This window comes from Runella limosa DSM 17973, assembly GCF_000482465.1.
GTDB classification, from domain to species: domain Bacteria; phylum Bacteroidota; class Bacteroidia; order Cytophagales; family Spirosomataceae; genus Runella; species Runella limosa.
In genome coordinates this window covers 51479-67939 of sequence record NZ_AXVJ01000043.1, presented here as the reverse complement: position 1 = coordinate 67939, position 16461 = coordinate 51479, and the positions used below count along the sequence as shown (strand labels likewise).

14 protein-coding genes are annotated in these 16461 nt (G+C 46.8%); 10 read left to right on the top strand and 4 right to left on the bottom strand.

The genetic code is table 11. The features are described from left to right. Positions 1–34: 34 nt before the first annotated feature. From K339_RS0104275 to K339_RS0104255, 5 genes are all read left to right on the top strand, one after another. Positions 35–613 (top strand): LutC/YkgG family protein, encoded by a 579-nt coding sequence (locus tag K339_RS0104275; RefSeq protein ID WP_028522512.1) that lies wholly within the window; start codon positions 35–37, stop codon positions 611–613. 86 nt (positions 614–699) lie between these two features. Further along, positions 700–2073: a neutral/alkaline non-lysosomal ceramidase N-terminal domain-containing protein gene (locus tag K339_RS0104270; RefSeq protein ID WP_028522511.1), complete on the top strand. Its 1374-nt coding sequence runs from the start codon at positions 700–702 to the stop codon at positions 2071–2073. Positions 2074–2089: 16 nt separating this feature from the next. After that, a complete protein-coding gene (locus K339_RS0104265) occupies positions 2090–3100 on the top strand; it encodes a PDDEXK nuclease domain-containing protein (protein WP_028522510.1) in 1011 nt (336 codons plus the stop codon). 153 nt (positions 3101–3253) lie between these two features. Further along, positions 3254–3472, top strand: a complete 219-nt coding sequence (locus tag K339_RS0104260; protein WP_028522509.1) for a hypothetical protein — start codon at positions 3254–3256, stop codon at positions 3470–3472. Then, positions 3454–3834, top strand: a complete 381-nt coding sequence (locus tag K339_RS0104255) for a type II toxin-antitoxin system VapC family toxin (RefSeq protein WP_028522508.1) — start codon at positions 3454–3456, stop codon at positions 3832–3834. The genes K339_RS0104260 and K339_RS0104255 overlap by 19 nt, the downstream gene beginning before the upstream one ends. A 47-nt stretch (positions 3835–3881) precedes the next feature. Here K339_RS0104255 and K339_RS0104250 read toward each other — a convergent pair whose 3' ends face one another. Both K339_RS0104250 and K339_RS32505 read right to left on the bottom strand, forming a co-directional pair. Beyond that, positions 3882–7184 carry a S41 family peptidase gene (locus K339_RS0104250; protein ID WP_028522507.1) on the bottom strand — a complete coding sequence of 1101 codons (3303 nt, stop codon included), beginning with the start codon at positions 7182–7184 and terminating at the stop codon, positions 3882–3884. Between the two features lie 9 nt (positions 7185–7193). Further along, positions 7194–8183 carry an ABC transporter ATP-binding protein gene (locus tag K339_RS32505; RefSeq protein WP_037299201.1) on the bottom strand — a complete coding sequence of 330 codons (990 nt, stop codon included), beginning with the start codon at positions 8181–8183 and terminating at the stop codon, positions 7194–7196. A 48-nt stretch (positions 8184–8231) separates the two neighbouring features. Here K339_RS32505 and K339_RS0104240 point away from each other — a divergent pair, with 48 nt between their 5' ends. The 5 genes from K339_RS0104240 (at position 8232) to K339_RS0104220 (ending at position 15722) form a co-directional block, all read left to right on the top strand. Further along, the gene (locus K339_RS0104240; RefSeq protein WP_028522506.1) at positions 8232–9164 is read left to right on the top strand and encodes an SGNH/GDSL hydrolase family protein; all 933 of its coding nucleotides are present in this window, start codon (positions 8232–8234) and stop codon (positions 9162–9164) included. 126 nt (positions 9165–9290) lie between these two features. Further along, positions 9291–11090 (top strand): M14 family metallopeptidase, encoded by a 1800-nt coding sequence (locus K339_RS0104235; RefSeq protein ID WP_028522505.1) that lies wholly within the window; start codon positions 9291–9293, stop codon positions 11088–11090. Positions 11091–11123: 33 nt separating this feature from the next. Then, positions 11124–12941 carry a M14 family metallopeptidase gene (locus tag K339_RS0104230; RefSeq protein ID WP_157607468.1) on the top strand — a complete coding sequence of 606 codons (1818 nt, stop codon included), beginning with the start codon at positions 11124–11126 and terminating at the stop codon, positions 12939–12941. Positions 12942–13102: 161 nt separating this feature from the next. Then, positions 13103–14938 (top strand): tetratricopeptide repeat-containing sensor histidine kinase, encoded by a 1836-nt coding sequence (locus K339_RS0104225; RefSeq protein WP_084332105.1) that lies wholly within the window; start codon positions 13103–13105, stop codon positions 14936–14938. A 34-nt stretch (positions 14939–14972) separates the two neighbouring features. Further along, positions 14973–15722: a glycosyltransferase family 2 protein gene (locus K339_RS0104220; RefSeq protein ID WP_051397795.1), complete on the top strand. Its 750-nt coding sequence runs from the start codon at positions 14973–14975 to the stop codon at positions 15720–15722. A gap of 10 nt (positions 15723–15732) precedes the next feature. Here the strand turns inward: K339_RS0104220 and K339_RS0104215 are convergent, their stop codons facing one another. Both K339_RS0104215 and K339_RS0104210 read right to left on the bottom strand, forming a co-directional pair. Continuing rightward, positions 15733–16134 (bottom strand): type II toxin-antitoxin system VapC family toxin, encoded by a 402-nt coding sequence (locus K339_RS0104215; RefSeq protein ID WP_028522501.1) that lies wholly within the window; start codon positions 16132–16134, stop codon positions 15733–15735. Next, positions 16134–16367 carry a hypothetical protein gene (locus K339_RS0104210; protein ID WP_028522500.1) on the bottom strand — a complete coding sequence of 78 codons (234 nt, stop codon included), beginning with the start codon at positions 16365–16367 and terminating at the stop codon, positions 16134–16136. Before K339_RS0104210 ends, K339_RS0104215 begins: the two co-directional genes overlap by 1 nt. Positions 16368–16461: the final 94 nt, after the last annotated feature.

Below are 16461 nucleotides of genomic sequence, written 5' to 3'. Positions count from 1 at the left end.
CAACCCGAAATGGGCAACCCAAAACAAGTAAAAAATGAGTCGTGAGAAAATATTAGCGGCCGTGGCCAAGAACAAACCCACGCTGACACCGCTACCCGAAATAGAAGACTTTGGTAATCCCTATGCCGATTTGGTGGCGCAGTTTACTTCGGTGCTGATGACCATCGGTGGTACGGCCGTTGAAGTAAGCAGTTGGGAAGAAATCCAGCAATACGTTCAATCGCATTTTGCGGGGCGGCGTATGGTCACTAACCTTGCACCATTGGCAGACATGGCGCAGCAAAGTTGGCTAACCTCCGATCCGCACTCACTGGATGACGTAGGGTTGGCTATTTTACAAGGACAATTTGCTGTGGCGGAAAATTCGGCGGTGTGGGTCACAGAAGCCGAAATGGGGCAGCGAGTGACGCCTTTTATTGCCGAAACCTTAGCGTTAGTAATTAAAAAATCGGCGATTTTACCCAAAATGCACCACGCTTATGCCCAAATCGGGGCGGCTGAATATGGTTTTGGGGCTTTCATCGCGGGGCCTTCTAAAACCGCCGACATTGAGCAATCTCTTGTTTTAGGTGCCCACGGCCCCAAGTCGATGGTCGCCTTTTTGATAGATTGAAAAAAAGGTGAAACTTTGCTAAAAGTGGCATCCCGAAAGTGCATTAACTTTCGGGATGTTTTTTATACAAGCAATTTCTCACCCTTATGCGATTTCTAAAGATTCTTCTCAAAGTACTTGGCGTTATTTTGCTCCTCATTGTCGCCTTGTTGGCCTGTATGCTTGCCCCCGTCGATGATACGCCCTACCAACAAACTGAATACTACCAAGACTGGAAAAAATCGGTAAGTGGCTTGGCTGCCACCGACACCACTCGTCAGTCCTCACTCGTCACTCCTAATTCATTAAAGGTTGGTTGGGCCAAAGTAAACTTTACGCCCCAATCGCCTACCCCCACGGCGGGTTACGGCGTCCGTAGAGGTGCTTTGTATAAATCGGTGCATGATTCTATTTACGTTCGGGCGGTGGTGTTTGACAACGGAAATACCAAGGCGGTGATAGTCGTAGCCGACTTATTGATATTGCCCCCCGCAGTTACCGAACAAGTCAAAACAAAACTTGCGGCGACGGGGATTCCATTTGAACAAGTGTATTTTGGGGCAACCCACACCCATAACAGCATGGGAGGCTGGAGTGGTGGCATTGTGGGCGAACTATTTGGCGGGAAATTTAATCCCGACAATGTGACATGGGTTGCTGATGCCATCGTAAAAGCCGTGACTTCGGCCCAAAAAGATGTACAACCTGCTACTGTGGCATATCATCAGTTGGCCGATACGGCGAAAGTACGCAATCGGGCGTTTGACGAAGGAACGATTGATCCGTTTGTACGTACCATCCAGCTTGTCCGCAACGATGGGCAAAAAGCTTTGATTTGCTCGTACGCGGCACACTCCACGATTACCAGTTCGGACAATATCGTTTTATCGCGCGACTACCCAGGCGTACTGGTCGATTCGCTGGAAAAAGGAGAAGCCAACTTTGCGATATTTCTTTCGGGGGCAGTTGGAAGTATGGGGCCTAAAGTGGGTGTAGAGTCGGATTCTGATTGGGTAAAAGTCGCGACAGAAGCCGACAGTTTGGAATCGGATGTGCAAAAACAATTGGCACAACTAAAGCCTATCGAAAACCCTGCTTTGCGCATCGAAACGCTCACCATCCCGCTCCGCGAGCCTAATCCCCGCGTTACGTTGGGGTGGCGTTTGCGGCCCTGGGTATTTCATTGGGCGTTTGGCGATTTCCCCAATTACGTCAAAGCCCTACGTATTGGCAATGTCCTGATGGTCGGTTTTCCCTGCGATTTTTCGGGGGAATTGGTGGCAGAGATGAGTGCCTACGCCGAAAAAAAGGGGCTTAAATTGATGGTAACAAGCTTTAACGGAGGATATATTGGCTACATTACTCCCGACAAATACTACGGCCGAGATACCTACGAAACCCTTACCATGAACTGGTTTGGTCCGTACAACGGCGCGTATTTTCAGGAAATTGTGCGGGATTTGGTGGATAAGATGTCGTAAAAGAGGAATTATAGAGATGGCCATTGAAATTCATGAACAAAAGCTGCTTGAACAGCTTTTAAACCTAATTGAGCATAGCAAAAAACAAGTAGCTATTCAGGTAAATAGTGAATTGACATTGCTATTTTGGCAAGTAGGAAAACATATCAATGAATACATTCTTCAAAATCAAAGAGCCGATTATGGTAAGCGTATTTTTCCTACACTCTCAACAAAATTGCAGGAAAAGTACGGGCGAAACTTCGAGGAAAAAAACTTACGAAGAATGTCACAATTTGCCGAGCAATTTGGTGATTATAAAATTGTCGTGCCGCTGGCACGACAATTAAGTTGGTCGCACTTCCTTATTTTGTTACCTCTCAAAAACCGAGAAGCTCAACTGTTTTATTCTCAAAAAGCTGTACAGGAAGCATGGGGCAAAAGAGAACTGCGAAGTCAAATCAATCAAAAGGTTTTTGAACGCACTACCATTGCTAATAGCCAACTGCCGATTACAGAGACGTTGATTGCGCCCAATATTTTCAAAGACCCCTATTTTCTGGAATTTTTGGGACTGAAAAATGACTACCTCGAAAACGACCTTGAAAATGCTATACTCAGAGAACTCGAACAGTTTATCTTAGAGTTAGGGCGGGGTTTTGCGTTTGTAGAGCGCCAAAAAAGAATGATTATTGATGGCGAGGATTTTTATTTAGATTTACTTTTTTATCATCGTAAACTCAAACGATTAGTCGCCATTGAGCTCAAAATCGGGAAATTTCAGGCAAAGTTTAAAGGGCAAATGGAGTTGTATCTGAAATGGCTCAACCGCTACGAGCGACAAGAAGGTGAAGAAGCTCCTATTGGTCTTATTCTATGCGCCGAAGCCAGTCACGAACAGATTGAACTGCTCGAAATGCACAAAGATGGGATTATAGTAGCTGAATACTGGACAGAACTTCCGCCTAAACATGAATTGGAGGCCAAACTTCATCAAGCATTGTTGGAAGCCAAAGAAAGAATCGAAAATCGCAGGTTATTGGAATGAAGTAAAGCAACTTGCCCCAAACTGTGATTTAGGCAACAAAGGCACAGCGTCTTCGACGCCCTCTGAAAATATCGAGAAGGTATTCGGGGTGTGAGCAACCCTCAGCAAGGAGAAAGTATCTGTTTTTGCTATATTTGTTAAAAATCAACTGACATGGAAACATTACTTATTGAAATCCGTAATCCGAAAGGGATAAATTTGCTTCGAGACCTTGAGGAAATGGATATTATAAAAATATTGAAACAAGAAGAAGCCCCTAAACCCCCTCAGAAACTTTCTGAGCTTTTGAGAGGAAGTATCTCTGCCGAAGAAGCCGAAAAATTTAACGAGTACATACAAGAATCAAGGAAGGAATGGGAGAGAAATTTCTAATAGATACCAATGCTGCCTCAGACTATTTAGGAGGAAGGCTACCAGTAGGCGGGCTTCAGTTTATGGATACAATAGTTAACGATGCTCCTATTATTTCCATAATAAACCGTATTGAATTACTTGGACATAATCAGGCAGGAATTGAAAAATTCAAAATTTTAGTAGCTTCCTGCATTGTTGTAGAATTGACAGAAAGTGTAATCCTAAAGGTAATTGCTATTCGTAAATCTCGCCGAATCAAAATCCCTGACGCTATTATAGCTGCTACGGCGTTAGTCTATGATTTAACCTTAATCACGCACAACCTATCTGATTTTGAGGGAATTTCAGGTTTAAAAATAATAGATGCCCACTTGCTTTAAGCAAAAAATACCTTGGAAAGGTTGAAAAACCTTTCCAAGGTTCGATATTACTTCTCAGGTCGGCGGTAGCGAATAGGAGCAGGGGGCTCGGGTTTGAGCGTTACCCCTTGGGTTTTTAGCAAGTCCAACGCCACCTGTACTGATTTTTCAAGCTGCGGGTCTTCGCCTTTGGCTACTTTGGCGGGGTCTTGGTGTACCTCAATGTCGGGGGCAATGCCTTCGCCTTCTACCGCCCATTTTCCGTCCACGTCATAAAAACCACCGCGCGGAGCCACCATGCGCCCACCGTCGATAAATGGTGGCGTGTCCCACGTACCGACCAATCCGCCCCAAGTGCGGGTTCCTACAAGCGGCCCGACTTTGGCTTGTCGGAACAAAAACGGCATCAAATCACCGCCCGACCCTGCACGCTCGTTGACAATCATTACTTTAGGCCCCCACAAGCCAGCCATCGGCGTCGTGAAAGGTTTGTGATCGTTGGCGCGGCTGTTGAAATAACCTTGTAGTTTTCGGGCCAATACGTCCACAATGTAGTCAGCGGCCGAACCACCGCCGTTGTTGCGTTCGTCGATTACTGCCCCTTTTTTATCTTGTTGGGCAAAATAATAACGGTTAAAATATTCATAGCCACCGTTGCCTGTGTTCGGAATCCAAACGTAGGCCAACTGTCCTTTTGAAAGTTCATCCACTTTACGGCGATTACCTTCCACCCAAGCGCGCGTGCGAAGCTGGGTTTCGTTGGCGACGGGCACCACCGTAACCGACTTGGCCGTGGCCAAATCAGGCGTAGCATTGACCTTAATTTTAATTTGTCGGTTGGCCGTACCTTCCAGTAAACTGTAAATATCCACGTCGGCCGTCAGAGGAATACCGTTGATTTCCAATAAATAATCGCCTTCTTTTACGTCGATGCCAGGGCTAGACAAAGGCGCTCGCAAATCTGGGTTCCAGTTTTCGCCCGTCAGAATGCGCTTGATGCGGTAAAAGCCGTTCACTATCGTAAAATCAGCCCCCAAAAGCCCCGCAGGATTATTGTTGTCGAGGGTTGGAAAATCACCTCCTGAGGTGTAGGAGTGTCCCACGGCCACTTCGCCGCCCAAAATATCCACCACGTAATTGAGGTCGGTGCGGTGGCGTACGTGCTCTACCCAAGGTGAGTACCACTTGTAGATGTCGTTCCAAGGCGCTCCGTGTACATTGCTGACGTACAAGAAATCACGTTGATAACGCCATCCTTCGCGGAAAATCTGTTTGTATTCAGCTTTGGGGTCAACCAGTATTTTCATTTCACTGGTATTTAGGCGTCCGTCGCCGATTTTGGCCGTGGCTGTGGTTGCATTGGCAATTCCCCACGTGCCACCACTGCGGTAGAGTAAGTTTTTGCGGTCGTGTGAGGTGATTGCCCCTTGAATCCCTTTCAAAAACTCTTCCCGTTTTTGGTCTTTCAACGTGTATTTGTGCAGCGTAACGCCCGATTGGTCAGCGACATTTTCGGTAAAAAATAAGCTACCTTCGGGCCCCGCAATGATTTCGTCGTATTCTTTCAGTGCTACTTTGGGAAGTGCCAAAATCCGCTGGTCGATGCTTTCTAGGTCAATTTTTACCAAAACTTCTTTTTTGGCGTCAGCAGGTTTTTCGTCTTTTTTAGGCTCGGTTTTGGCCTTCTCGTCTGTTTTAGCGGGGGCAGCTTCTTTCTTTTCTACTTTAGGGGCTTCTTCTTCGTCGCTTTTGGGCAAAAAAGGTGAAGGTTCACCTTTGGAAAGAATAACCATATACACCCCGCGCGTAACGGGACGTTCGTACGAGCTCATGTCGAGCCAACCCGTATTGAGGGCAAAGTTGGTACTGGCCAAAAAATACAAATACTTTCCGCTGGCATCCCACACGGGAGACATCGCATCCGACATCCCGTCGGTCAATTGGTGGCTAGCGCCTGTCTCGATGTTATACACCTTTATGGCCTTGTATTGATTGTCCAAAAGGCGGGCGTAGGCAATCCATTTTCCATCGGGCGACCACACAGGGTTAAGGCTGCGGTTGGGGTGGGCGTAGCGTTCGGTGTCTATTTTTTTGGGTTGTCCCGTTTCGGTATTTATCACCCATAAATTATAATCAGTATCGGTGTAAGCAAGGTGTTTGTTATCCGACGACCACGCGGGGCGGAAGTAAAACGTAGGCGAAGGCAACGAAATCGCTTTCGGTTTTTGAAGCCCTTCTTGGTCTGAAACCATCAATTGATATTCGCCGCTTGCATCCGAAAACCACGCAATTTTCTGCCCGTCGGGCGACCACGTTGGGTAGCGGTCGGCCACGCCTGAACTGTGGCTGATGTTGCGCCAATCGCCGTTTTCTTTGGGTACGGTAAAAATATCGCCACGGTATTCAAACAACGCCCGTTTGCCCGAAGGAGAAAGGGAAGCATTGAATAAACCTCCCGAACGAACGTCCTGCCAACGTGGAGTCGCCCACGTAAAATCTCCTTGGACGTTGATAACGAGCTGTTTGGCTTGTCCCGTTTGGGGGTCGAGCAAATGCAAGTAGCCGCCTTGTTCATACACAATACGGTCGTTGGAGGCGTCTAAGCTTTTTACATCAAAATCTTTGTGAAACGTTACCTGTTTGAGTTCGTTGGTTTTGGGATTAAACGACCATACGTTGTTGGCATAATCACGTTCCGATAAGAAATAAACGACGTTTTTGTACCAAACTGGGTCAGTATGGCGCTCGCGGTCGGTTTGGGGGGGAGTTTTAAGTGAGAGCGTTTTTAAATCGACAATCCAAATCGGCTGCGCTTGTCCACCTCGGTAGTTCCGCCACTCGGGATCCCAAAAACCAATAGTTTGGTAAGCCGCCATTTGGCCATCGGGCGAGACTTCCCCCGCGTAGGCTTGTGGCATGGGAAGTTCTTCTTGGACGCCTCCTTTAAAGCTTACTTTTAATAATTTGGTCAGGGCAGTAGGGTGGCCACTGCGTCCCGAACGAAAGACAATACTGGCGCCGTCGGGTGTCCAACCTTGCACGGCATCTTCGCCTGGGTGCCACGTAAGGCGCTTGGGCTCACCGCCTGTGGCAGGTATCACATACACGTCGGTGTTGCCTGCATACTGGGCTGAAAAGGCAATCATGCTGCCATCGGGCGAAAAATGCGGGAGCGACTCGGTGCCTTCGTGGGTAGTAAGACGGCGGGCAGAACCTCCGTCGCGGTCGGCCATCCACAAATCATCGGCATAGACAAATACCACCGAGCGGTCGCTGACGGTAGGCTGGCGCAAAAGCCGCGTGCCTTGGCCGATGGCCGACACGCTGCACAAAACCCCCGCCGCAAGAGAGAGTAAAGAGGTGAGTTTCATAGAAAGTGGTTAGTAGGTTGTTGGAAAAATATACCTCAAAAATACGCTTTTCTCTTTGGGAAATACAATCGGAGCATACACGATAAAGGATTGTTGGTCAGCGATTAACTCAATTCGGTAACGACTACCTTCAAAAATACTGCGCTGTACCGTTGCCCAAGTGCCATGCGTGCCTTTGGTTTCGGTGATGGTCAGTTGCTCGGGGCGAATCAGCAAGGTGTCAGACGGTTGGGGAGGAGTTCCAAAAAACTGCTCAAACGTACTACGATGCACAACATTGATTTCTCCCGTCAACTCCGCTACGTACTCGCTGACGGGTTGTTGATATACTTCTTGGGGTATGCCCACTTGTAATAGTTTCCCTTGGTATAAAATCCCCATTCGATCCGAAAGACTCAGGGCATCGGGGGCGTCGTGGGTGACAAAAATGCAGGCAGTGCCCGTTTCTTCGGCCAGTGTACGGATGGTTTGGGTGAGGCGACGGCGGTTGGCAAAATCCAAATGCGCAAATGGTTCGTCGAGGAGCAACACTTTGGCTTCTTCGGCCAGCGCGCGGGCAATGGCCGTGCGCTGTTTCTCCCCACCCGATAGCGATTTGGCAGGTTTGTCGGCGACTGTTTCTAAGTGACAAAGCTCGATGAGCTCGTCCACCCGCTCGTCGCGATAGGCTTTTTGGTAATACCGAAGCGCGTAAGCAATGTTTTCCCGAACACTGATGGGCAACGACAGATTGTAGTCTTGGTGAACAATTTTAATGTCAGGATGCCCAGGAATGAGCTGGTCGCTGGCAAGGCGCAATTTTTCGCCGTTGAGCCAAATCTCACCTTCATCGGGGTCAATCAGCCCCGCCGCCAAACGCAACAACGTACTTTTTCCCGAACCACTTTCGCCCAACAGGCCAAGAATTTCACCCGTTTGAAGTTCCAACTGAATGTCGGATAAAACCGATTGAGGGGGGTAGTTTTTAGAAAGATGACGTAATTCTAACAAAGAGTACATTCCGACGTTTAGTTGCTTTTGTTGGTGAACACAAAACAAGTTGATAAAATGCCATTTCTACGAATTCTTCTCTTTTTGTTGGTTGCTCAACTGAGTTTCTCTCAAGGCATCCCGCCGCAGGTACGTCGGGTGTTGTTTTTGGGAAATAGCATTACCTATGCGGGAAGTTACGTAACCGACATTGAAGCGTATTTTGTGACGAATTATCCGCAGCGTTCGATTGAATTTATCAATGTAGGATTGCCAAGTGAAACCGTTTCGGGGCTTTCAGAAGAAGGGCACGCGGGTGGGCGTTTTCCCCGTCCTGATTTACACGAACGCCTCGACCGCATCCTAAAAGCGACCAAACCTGACTTAGTCTTTGCCTGCTACGGCATGAATGACGGGATTTACCTGCCGTTTGGGGAAGACCGTTTTCAAAAGTTTCGGGAAGGAATCGAATGGCTGCACGAAGAAGTAGCAAAAACGGGCGTAAAAATTGTTCACCTTACTCCTCCCATTTTTGATGAATTACGCGGAAAAACAGCAGGTTACGCCACTGTCCTTGATCGATATTCTGACTGGTTGTTGAGTTTGCGTAAAACCAAAAAATGGGAAGTTATTGACATTCATTACCCCATGAAAACGTATCTTGATGCCCACCGAAAAATTGACGAACAATTTGGACTTTCGGGCTTTGCCTTGGCTGAAGATGGCGTTCATCCTGGCGAGGTTGGGCATTGGATTATGGCCAAACAAGTGCTTTTGTATTTGGGTGAGAAACAGGTCGCTAAAGCGGGAACACCCAAGAGCGCCTTGCCCGACCGCCCCTCGTCGGAGGCGGTTTTTAAGTTGGTACAACAACGCCAAGCGCTGATGAAAGACGCGTGGCTAACTGCAACTGGACACAAGCGCCCCGAAATGAAAGTAGGCCTGCCCTTGGAAGAAGCCCAAAAGAAAGCGGCTGAGATTGAGCAGCAAATTAGGGCATTGTTGAAATAAAAAAGGAGCCAAAACTTCGCCTTATCTCTATACAAATTTGGTTTTTATCGCTCTCTTTGCCTGATTGGGTAGAAGTGTCACATTTCTTGTAGTAAATTGCCGTGTCAAACTAAAAACCAAACCCAAATGATTCGTCAATTACTCTACGGAGGAGTGGTGGCGTTGGTAGGAATCGCGTCCGTCAGTCAGGCGCAAACGTCCTACAACAATCACGCCCAACTTTCCACTCGTCTCAAAACTCTCTCCACAAAATACGCTGCCCAAGCTACCGTTAGCTCGATTGGCAAGAGCGCGGGTGGGCGCGACCTGTGGTTGCTTACGCTTGGCAAAGGAGATGCGACCAAAAAACCTGCCATCTTGGTCGTTGCAGGTTTAAACGGTACGCACTTAGCTGGAACTGAGTTGGCCATTCAAACGGCTGAAAAAATGCTTGCGTCGGCCAATGCTGATAGTATTGCTAAATTATTGAATACCAAAACGTTTTATTTTTTGCCAAGCATGAACCCTGATGCACAGGAGCAGTTTGCGGCAAAGCTAAAATTTGAACGTACTGGAAATGATACCAAAGCCGATGACGACCGGGATGGCCGCATCGACGAAGACCCGTTTGAAGACCTCAACGGCGACGGAGTGGTTACTTGGATGCGCGTAGAAGACCCAACAGGGTCGTTTGTTGCGAGCAAAGAAGACCCACGTATCATGGTGAAAGCCGATCCTACCAAGGGAGAAGTGGGTAAGTATTTGTTGCACAGTGAAGGTATTGACAACGACAAAGACCGCGTATATAACGAAGACGGTCAAGGAGGTATCAACCCAGAGCGTAACTTTACATTTGACTACCAAATTTTCGTAACAGGCTCAGGTGAGTACGCTGCTTCTGAACCCGAAGTACGCGCCTTACTTGACTTCTTGTACCGTGCGCCAAATATTTTTGCGGTATTGACTTTTGGTCCTAACAACAACCTCAGCGAAGCGCCGCGTTTTGATGCGTCTAAAGTAGCTCGTCGTATCATCACGGGGCCACTTTCTAAAGATGCCAAAGCCATGGAGCAAGTATCGAAGTTGTACAACAGTCGTACGGCTATGAAAGATGCGCCAGCGATGCCACAAACCCGTGGAAACTTCTCGCAAACGGCTTATTTCCATGCGGGTCGTTACAGCTTTACTACCCCAGGTTGGTGGGTGCCAAAAGTAGAAGCCCCACGCGACTCTACACGTCGTGGTACTGGTGCAGGTGCTGCTGCTCCTTCGGGCGCAGGGGCTCCATCAGGTGCCGCAGCTCCCGCAGCAGGTGGTGGCGGCGGTGGCCGAATGGGTGGCATGATGGGCGGTGGTGGTGCGGCCGCAGCGGCAGCCGCAGCGGCTTCGGCAAGTGCTGCCAATGCAAGCGAAGACGATACTCGTTTCTTGAAATGGGCGGACAAAGAAAAGTTGACGGGTGTTTTTGTGGATTGGAAAGCCATTCAACATCCTGATTTCCCTAACCAAAAAGTAGAAGTTGGTGGCGTAGCTCCATTTGTAAAATTGAACCCACCACTTTCTTATTTAGAGCCTGTTGCTGACAAACACCTCAAATTTTTGTCGGGATTGGGTGCTCAAATGCCAGAAATTCAGTTGGTAAATGTAAAAACCGAATCACTTGGAAATAACTTGACGCGCGTTACTGCGACGGTTATCAACAAAGGTTTATTGCCAACGTATGCCGAAATTGGTGACCGCGTTCGCTTTGTTCAAAAAGTAAAAACGGAACTTAAATTGGGCAGTGGCCAAGCGATTGTTTCAGGAAAACGTCTCAACCTTAGAGGCGCTTTGGGCGTAGATGAGTCAGAAGAATATACGTGGCTTGTGTCGGGTACTGGCAAACTTACGATTGAAGCTGGATGCCCAACGGCAGGCGTACAATCGACTGAGGTGACGTTGAAGTAAATTTGTTCCGCAAATCGTTAATCGAAATTTCCAATGAAAAAATATATAAAATCAATCATAACTGCTACGCTTTGCGCTCCTATGTACATGGGAGTAATGGCGCAAACAGCTCCAAATATCGACGCTGACCTGACGGGAATGCGGGCGATTGGTTCGCCTGCCAATCCGAAGGTAAAATGGGCGTGGAATTATTACATGGATTACGCTGGTTTCAACAAACTCACCCAAGAGTTGGCCAAAGCGTACCCTGACTTGGTCAAATACGAATCTATCGGAAAGTCGTACCAAGGCCGCGAAATGTACGTCATTACCATTACGGACTTCAAAAGCGGTCGTCCTGAGTCAAAACCAGCTTTCTGGATTGATGGAAACATCCACGCCAACGAGCTTCAAGGAACGCAGTTTGCGATGTACACGGCTTGGTATTTGGCCGAAAGCTTTGGTAAAATGGACTTTGTAACGGACATGCTCAAAGGCCGTACGTTCTACATTTTGCCATCATTGAACCCTGATGCCCACGAGAATTTTATTCACAAAGCCAACACGACAAGCTCATCACGTTCGGGTATGATGCCTTTGGATGACGATGGTGACGGTTTGGTGGACGAAGATTCTTACGATGATTTGGACGGTGATGGGCACATTGTGAACATGCGCCGCAAGTCGCCAACGGGACGTTATAAAATTGACCCTGAGTTTCCTGAACGCATGATTTTGGCAAAGCCTGACGAAAAAGGCGAATACGAACTGCTTGGTTTTGAGGGGATTGATAACGACGGTGACGGACGTGTCAACGAAGATAACCCTGGCGCATACGACCCGAACCGCGACTGGGGCTGGGGCTGGCAGCCAGACTATATCCAAGGTGGCGCATTGTTCTACCCTGGAAGTTTGCCCGAAACGCAGAACGTGAAGAAGTTTTTCTATAGCCACTCAAACATCGCTGGCGCACAAAGTTACCACAACTTTGGGGGAATGTTCTTGCGTCCTCCTGGTGCGGAAGAAGATGCCATGTACGTACCGCAGTCGGACATCGCTGTGTATGACGTCATCGGAAAAACGGGAGAAAAGATGATTCCAGGGTACCGCTATTTTGTACTTTGGAAAGATTTATACACCGTTTATGGTGGTGAAATCGACTGGATTGGCCTTGGACGTGGGGTGTTTATGTTCTCAAACGAAATCAATACGTCGTATCGTTTGTTTAACAAAAATTCAACCGAAAATAGAAACCAAAACGTTGAATTTGAGGAGTTTGATAAGTATTTGTTGTTGGGCGATAGCTACGTAAAATGGAAGCCGTTTAAGCACCCACAATACGGTGATATTGAGATTGGTGGAACGAAAAAGAACTACATCCGTAACACCCCAGGTTTCTTGTTGGAAGAAGAAGGACACCGTAACATGGCCTTCACGATGTTGCACGCCTACCACATGCCTAAAATCGAGATTGTGGACATTAAATCTCGCGCTTTAGCCAATGGACTTAGCGAAGTAACGGCTACGATTCAAAACCAACGGGCTATCCCGACGCACTCAGCGCATGACCTTCGTTTCAAAATCGAGCGTCCTGACTACATTACCTTGAAAAACGCGCAAGTAGTAGCGGGTATGGTTGTGGAAAATGAAGATTTGGGTCTTACGCGTGAGCAGAAATACAACCCACAAACGATTGAAGTTCCGAACCTTCCTGGTACAGTTGGTGGTGGCTTTGGCGGCGGCGGTGGGCCTTTCGGTGGCGGTGCTGGCGGTAATGCCGTGAAAGTTCGCTGGATTGTGAAAGGAAAAGCTGACAAATGGACAGTAGAAGTCGATAGCCGCAAAGGAGGTATCGTTTCAAAAACCCAATAAATAATGTCCTAATTTTAGTGGACGAACAATAACTTTAAAAGCGGTTGGCGTGATGTCAACCGCTTTTTTTGTATCAAGTTGACCACTAACTAAATTGTGTTAGTGTTGATGCCAGAAAATTAGGAAATTCGCCTAATAAAATCAGAAGAGAAAATTCTTGTATGAGAAGATGTAGGCGATATATTGGAATAGTGCTCTGGGCGTTGGGAACGGTGGTGTACGCTCAGAATAAAATGGTCGATAGCTTACGGCATTGGCTGGATACGCATCCTGCACTCGATAGTGCGCGGGTAGTAACCTTGCACCGCCTTTCGTATCGGTTGTCAGAAATCGACCAAGCTGCTGCTTGGCGTTATGCCAACGAGGCCAATCAGTTGGCCAAACAGCTTAATAATCAGGTGAATTTGGGTCAAAGCTTTATCAATTACGCCATTTTGGAGTCGTTGGAAGGGAATTATGCCAAAGGCCAAGAGTACTATTTAAAAGCCCTTCGACTGTTTGAACAATCGGGTTGGGAGCGGGGGCAAGCGATTTGTTTGAATAACATCGCTGAAAATTATAAGTCGATGAATCAGCTTCCCAAAGCCTTGGAATATACCTTTAAGGCACTGGAATTGAACCAAAAGCAGGAACAACCCGAAAAAAGAGGAATGGCCGTCAACCATGAACAAATCGGTGACTTGTACCGACGAATGGGGCGCTACGAAGAATCGTTGAAATATCTACAAAAAGGGCTGGTTTTGGCCAAAGATGCCGACCAAAATTACCAAATTTTGCCCCAAATTTTGCTAGGTATTGGCCGTAATTACAACCACCGCCGAGAGTTTAGTACGGCACTTGACTACCTCAATCAAGCCATTGAACGAAGCCAAATTCACGGCGAAAAATTGCTCCAAATTCAGTGTTATCAAGAAATAGCCCAAACCTACCGACTGCAACAAAATTTTGAAGAAGCCAAAGAATACTTACAAAAGGCGTTTGAGACGGCGCAGGAATTTGGGTCGCTGGTTGAAACGGCCAAGCTGAACAAAGAATTAGCCGATTTGGAAGAGTTGCAGGGCAATTACCGCGACGCGCTGACTTATTTTCAGAAATATAAAGTCCTCAACGATTCAATTGAACAAAAGAAAAACGTCGTGCGGGCGGAGTTGGTGGAATTGAAATATAATGCGTTTGAAAAAGACAAAGAAAACCAACGTTTGAAACAAATTAAGGCCGCACAAGAGGCTGAATTACACCAAAAAACGGCATTAATTGTGGCTTTGGCGCTGATAGTGGTGTTGTTGATGGGCTTTATTGGCTTCGCTTTTTACCAAAATCGACTGAAACAAATCCGTGATGCCCAAAAAATTCAGGCCGAAACGATACGTCAAATGCAATTATCGGACAAGATTCGAACCCAAATTGCCCGCGATTTGCACGATGATTTAGGCGCGACCTTGAGTGGGGTCGCGATGCTGAGTCAGGCTGCCAAACGTCAAGTAAGAGAAACCGATAGCCAACTGCGGGAGCTGCTGGATTTGATAAGCGTTAATTCCCAACGGACGGTTGCAACGATTCGCGATATTATTTGGACGACTCGCCCGATGAACGACAGTTTGGAGAGTATGTTGAACAAAATGAAAATTTTTGCGTCCGAAATGCTCGACCCTAAAGGGATAAAATACGAATTTTGTGTCGCGAACGACCTAGAAGAGTACAAACTCCCGTCGAACCAACAGTACAATTTCTATTTGATTTTTAAAGAAGCCATCAACAACGTTGCCAAATACGCCCAAGCCCGACATGTTTGGGTGCAAGTGTTCAAAGAAAACGACCGCCTGCATCTACGCATCAAAGACGATGGCGTAGGCTTTGATAAAGAGGCCGTACGAGGCAGTGGCAACGGCTTGTTTAACATGGAAAAGCGAGTAGAAGAACTGGACGGGAACTTACTGGTGCGTTCGGTCATTGATGAAGGAACGGTGATTGCCCTTACGTTGCCGCTCGCAGCGTAGTGCTCTCCCATAACTATTTCAAACAAACGTGCCTGTGTTACTTCCCCTTTCGGCGGTGATTATCACCGTAAACCAAGAGAAAAAAATCGCTAAAACGATTGAAGCCCTCAAAGCCCTTACTGACGACATCGTGGTGGTGGACTCAGGCAGTAAAGATGCCACCCGCACCGTGGCCGCGGCCTTGGGCGCGCGCGTGTTTGAGCGACCGTGGCCAGGGTATTCGGAACAAAAAAACTTCGGGAGTGAGCAAGCCAAGTACGATTGGGTTTTGTCGGTGGACGATGACGAAGTTGTGAGTAACGAACTTGCGCAAAGCATCCAAGCAGCGTTTACGCCTCAACCCAAGGCCGACGCGTATAACTTGCCTTTCCGAACCGTTTTTGCGGGAAAACTCATTCGTTTTGGAGGCTGGAACCCCGAAAGCCACATCCGAATTTTCAATAAGAAAAAAATCCATTGGAATACCGACGCCGTACACGAGGGACTCACCATCCGCCCTGAGAATTCGGTTCAAAAACTCGCGGGCTATGTGTATCATTACACGGTAGATACGCCTGAGCAGTTTGCCCAAAAAACCAACCGATATAGTACGTTATTTGCCGAAAAAGGAATAAAAGCGGGAAAAAGAGCAAATTTTGTCAAAATATACTTGAGTCCAGCCTTTCGGTTTTTGGTGGAGTACGTGTTCAAATTGGGCTTTTTAGACGGCTATTACGGCTTATTTATTGCCAAAGAAAACGCCCGTTATACGTATTTGAAGTATAAGAAATTGGGGGAGGGGTAATATAGTATGTTTATGCTTTTATCAGCGTGACAAGGTTTTGATAAAGACTAAATTTCTCATCGGCGGAGATGATTGGTAATCCTTCTGAAATGGCAGTAGCAATAATAAGTCTATCGAAAGGGTCTTTGTGATTAGGTAATAATGGAACAGTACTATACTCGGCGAGGTGTTCATTCTGCAAAGGGAGAATGTCAAAACCATCGTTGGTAATAATTGTAGTTAGTTCACTAATTGATTTATCTAACTCAGGTAGCTTGCCAATGGTTTGTTTTATTGCTATTTCAAATAAACTGACTTGGCTTACAAGAATAGAGTTATTGGTATCAATGAGGAGATCGTAAATTGGAGGGGTCAAGTTATTATCGAATAACAGAAACCAGATAACAATTTGAGTATCTACAAGATAAACCATCACATATAGTCATTTAGATCATCTAATGGCTCATTAAAATCGTCAGGAATACTGTATTTTTTCCCTTCAAGCATACCGATTCGTTTTAAACTGCCAGGCACTCTTGGACGTACCTGTTTTATTGGGTCTTCATTTAGAAACATCACGATAACTTCTGACTTTTCTACATTGGGTACAGGCTCTAGAAATGTTAATGAGCCATTTTCATAAACACCTTTAATTGCTGTGTACATATTAGTAGGTTTATACAATGAAATTTAAAACGTGATTAAAGATAAAAAAACAAATGCAAATAAAAAAGCGCCAGCTGATTCCGAATCAGCTGGC

Excerpts from the sequence above, each read along its gene's own strand:
- K339_RS0104230 (WP_157607468.1), top strand. The coding sequence starts at position 11,124 with ATGAAAAAATATATAAAATCAATCATAACTGCTACGCTTTGCGCTCCT.
- K339_RS0104225 (WP_084332105.1), top strand. The coding sequence starts at position 13,103 with ATGAGAAGATGTAGGCGATATATTGGAATAGTGCTCTGGGCGTTGGGA.
- K339_RS0104260 (WP_028522509.1), top strand. The coding sequence starts at position 3,254 with ATGGAAACATTACTTATTGAAATCCGTAATCCGAAAGGGATAAATTTG.
- K339_RS0104210 (WP_028522500.1), bottom strand. The coding sequence starts at position 16,367 with ATGTACACAGCAATTAAAGGTGTTTATGAAAATGGCTCATTAACATTT.
- K339_RS32505 (WP_037299201.1), bottom strand. The coding sequence starts at position 8,183 with ATGTACTCTTTGTTAGAATTACGTCATCTTTCTAAAAACTACCCCCCT.
- K339_RS0104235 (WP_028522505.1), top strand. The coding sequence starts at position 9,291 with ATGATTCGTCAATTACTCTACGGAGGAGTGGTGGCGTTGGTAGGAATC.
- K339_RS0104255 (WP_028522508.1), top strand. The coding sequence starts at position 3,454 with ATGGGAGAGAAATTTCTAATAGATACCAATGCTGCCTCAGACTATTTA.
- K339_RS0104215 (WP_028522501.1), bottom strand. The coding sequence starts at position 16,134 with ATGGTTTATCTTGTAGATACTCAAATTGTTATCTGGTTTCTGTTATTC.
- K339_RS0104250 (WP_028522507.1), bottom strand. The coding sequence starts at position 7,184 with ATGAAACTCACCTCTTTACTCTCTCTTGCGGCGGGGGTTTTGTGCAGC.
- K339_RS0104265 (WP_028522510.1), top strand. The coding sequence starts at position 2,090 with ATGGCCATTGAAATTCATGAACAAAAGCTGCTTGAACAGCTTTTAAAC.
- K339_RS0104275 (WP_028522512.1), top strand. The coding sequence starts at position 35 with ATGAGTCGTGAGAAAATATTAGCGGCCGTGGCCAAGAACAAACCCACG.
- K339_RS0104270 (WP_028522511.1), top strand. The coding sequence starts at position 700 with ATGCGATTTCTAAAGATTCTTCTCAAAGTACTTGGCGTTATTTTGCTC.
- K339_RS0104240 (WP_028522506.1), top strand. The coding sequence starts at position 8,232 with ATGCCATTTCTACGAATTCTTCTCTTTTTGTTGGTTGCTCAACTGAGT.